The organism is Mycoplasma sp. HU2014 (assembly GCF_001199495.1).
In the GTDB taxonomy this organism is placed as follows: Bacteria; Bacillota_I; Bacilli_A; order Mycoplasmatales; family Mycoplasmataceae; genus Mycoplasma.
This window is the reverse complement of sequence record NZ_LFYS01000069.1, coordinates 1-1,989: the sequence shown is the minus strand read 5'-3', so window position 1 is coordinate 1,989 and position 1,989 is coordinate 1. Positions and strand designations below refer to the sequence as shown.

Here is a 1,989-nt window from a genome sequence, read left to right as displayed (position 1 = left end):
AATTAAAAAGTGCAACAACTTTTCAATTGTTATTTAAATCTTATAGAGTTCAAAATTTTATCAAATTCAAGATCTATCATTAGTGATTTTATTGTGTTTGTTCTTTCATTTTGATCTCATTAGTCTTCTAGATAGCTAAAACTTTTAACAATTTCCTGTTTAACTTGTCAATTTTTGTCTTAATACCCTCTAACGACTCTAAAAATTGTCTTAACAGTTGAATCTTTAAAATTTATCTTATCTCCTTTATCGTAATGTATTCTATAAATATTTTAGAATAACATCGGAAAAAGTAAATAGAAGTAAGATAAAAGATGAAAAACCCCTTAAAATCTGAACTTTTCATCTTTTTTATTTATTTGTTGGCATAACAAGTGTAAAACTCGGGTTATAAATAATTTGTCTATCATTTTTTAGCATTACTAATTAAAAATGAGTTCAGTTAATACTAAACTCATTTTTTCTATTAAGCTTGTCCTAAACCTTTTTCTTTTCATTCAGCTAAAATTTCATCTTTTTGTCCTTTAGCTAAACGATCTTTGTATTCTTCATATCTTTCTTGACATTCTTTTACTTCTTCTAAAGCTTCTTCTAAACTTCCTCATCCGTTGATTTTTACAGTTTTGTTTTGTAAAGCTTTGTATTGTAAGAAGAAGTTTTCAATCTCATCACGATAATGTTTAGGAACATCATTCAAAGTTTGATATTCTTTAAATCTTGGATCATCATTAAATACACCAAATAATTTAGTATCAATTTCTCCAGCATCAATCATTTTAATTGATCCTAAAATTCTGACACTTACTTCAACACCTGGTAATGTTGGATAAGTACATAAGCTAATAACATCTAATGGATCTCCGTCTCAATCTAAAGTGTTTTCAATCATTCCATATTCACCCGGATAGAAGTTAGCTCCATATAATACTCTGTCTAATTTAATTCTTCCAGTTTTTTCATCAACTTCATATTTATTTGATGAACCTTTAGGAATTTCAACAACTATATCAATAACGTTATTTTTTGACATATAATATTCTCCTTATGATCTTCTATTTATAATTTTATATTAAATTATATTTTAAACATTATCTATTTTAAATTTGTCTGGAATATCAAACAAAATGATACCTTACCAATTATATGTTTTGGATCCAAAACATATAATTGGTAAAGGAGGTTAGAATGTTTACTATTTTAGACAATAAGTCATATGCAGAAATTAAAAAACGTATATTAGATATCTTTGCAAAAGATCCTAAAAGATCGTGTTTATCAATAGCAAAGCAATTTAATAAATCTGTTTCTACTATAAAAAAGATATAAGAAAGAATAACTTGATTTTATAAATACCGGAAAGGAGATAATACTTTCTCATAAAAATGTAAATAACAAGAATGCGCAAAAATATAGTGATGAAACAATATACAACTTAGGTGAAGTTTATCAAGGAGAAATGAAAATAACAGGGGGAGAGAACAATAATGGTAGTTGTTCATTTTTGACGTTGAAAAATTATCATAGTTGTTTAAAAGAAAAATTTGGTTATAAGATTTCATATTCTAATTTAGATAAAAGATTAATAAAACAAGGTTTTGCTAGTGCATACTGTAAGAGAAAAACTAGAAAAGAAGTAAAAAAAAATAAGAAAACAAAATGAAGAAAGCAAAATTATTAAGTACAGCAAAGACTTAGTATTTTACACACCAAAAGTAGTAGAAAAACATAGATTAGCAACGGCTAATAACTATAAATTTGGACAAGTTTTAGAAGTTGACGGATGTACTCACTACTACTTTCAAAACGACACAATTGCAACATGTGTTGCTGTTGTTGATGTTGGAACTAATAAAGTATTAGACATTTATTTTGAGAGTCAAGAAGAATCTCTGAATTCATATCAAAGAATATTTGAAAACGTTTTTCAAAAATACGGTTATCCTATGAGAATAATTACTGATAATAGAGCTAACTTTAAGAAAGACGAAA

3 protein-coding genes are annotated in these 1,989 nt (G+C 26.1%); 2 read left to right on the top strand and 1 reads right to left on the bottom strand.

Annotated elements, in window-relative coordinates; translation table 4 throughout:
- Positions 1-466: 466 nt before the first annotated feature.
- The gene (locus AB668_RS04370) at positions 467-1,030 is read right to left on the bottom strand and encodes an inorganic diphosphatase (RefSeq protein ID WP_050517785.1); all 564 of its coding nucleotides are present in this window, start codon (positions 1,028-1,030) and stop codon (positions 467-469) included.
- 155 nt (positions 1,031-1,185) lie between these two features.
- Here AB668_RS04370 and AB668_RS05575 point away from each other — a divergent pair, with 155 nt between their 5' ends.
- Both AB668_RS05575 and AB668_RS04365 read left to right on the top strand, forming a co-directional pair.
- Positions 1,186-1,326, top strand: coding sequence for a winged helix-turn-helix transcriptional regulator (locus AB668_RS05575; protein WP_152908068.1), 141 nt, complete (start codon positions 1,186-1,188; stop codon positions 1,324-1,326).
- Between the two features lie 130 nt (positions 1,327-1,456).
- On the top strand, positions 1,457-1,678 hold the full coding sequence (locus tag AB668_RS04365; RefSeq protein ID WP_050517784.1) for a hypothetical protein: 222 nt from the start codon (positions 1,457-1,459) through the stop codon (positions 1,676-1,678).
- Positions 1,679-1,989 lie beyond the last annotated feature (311 nt).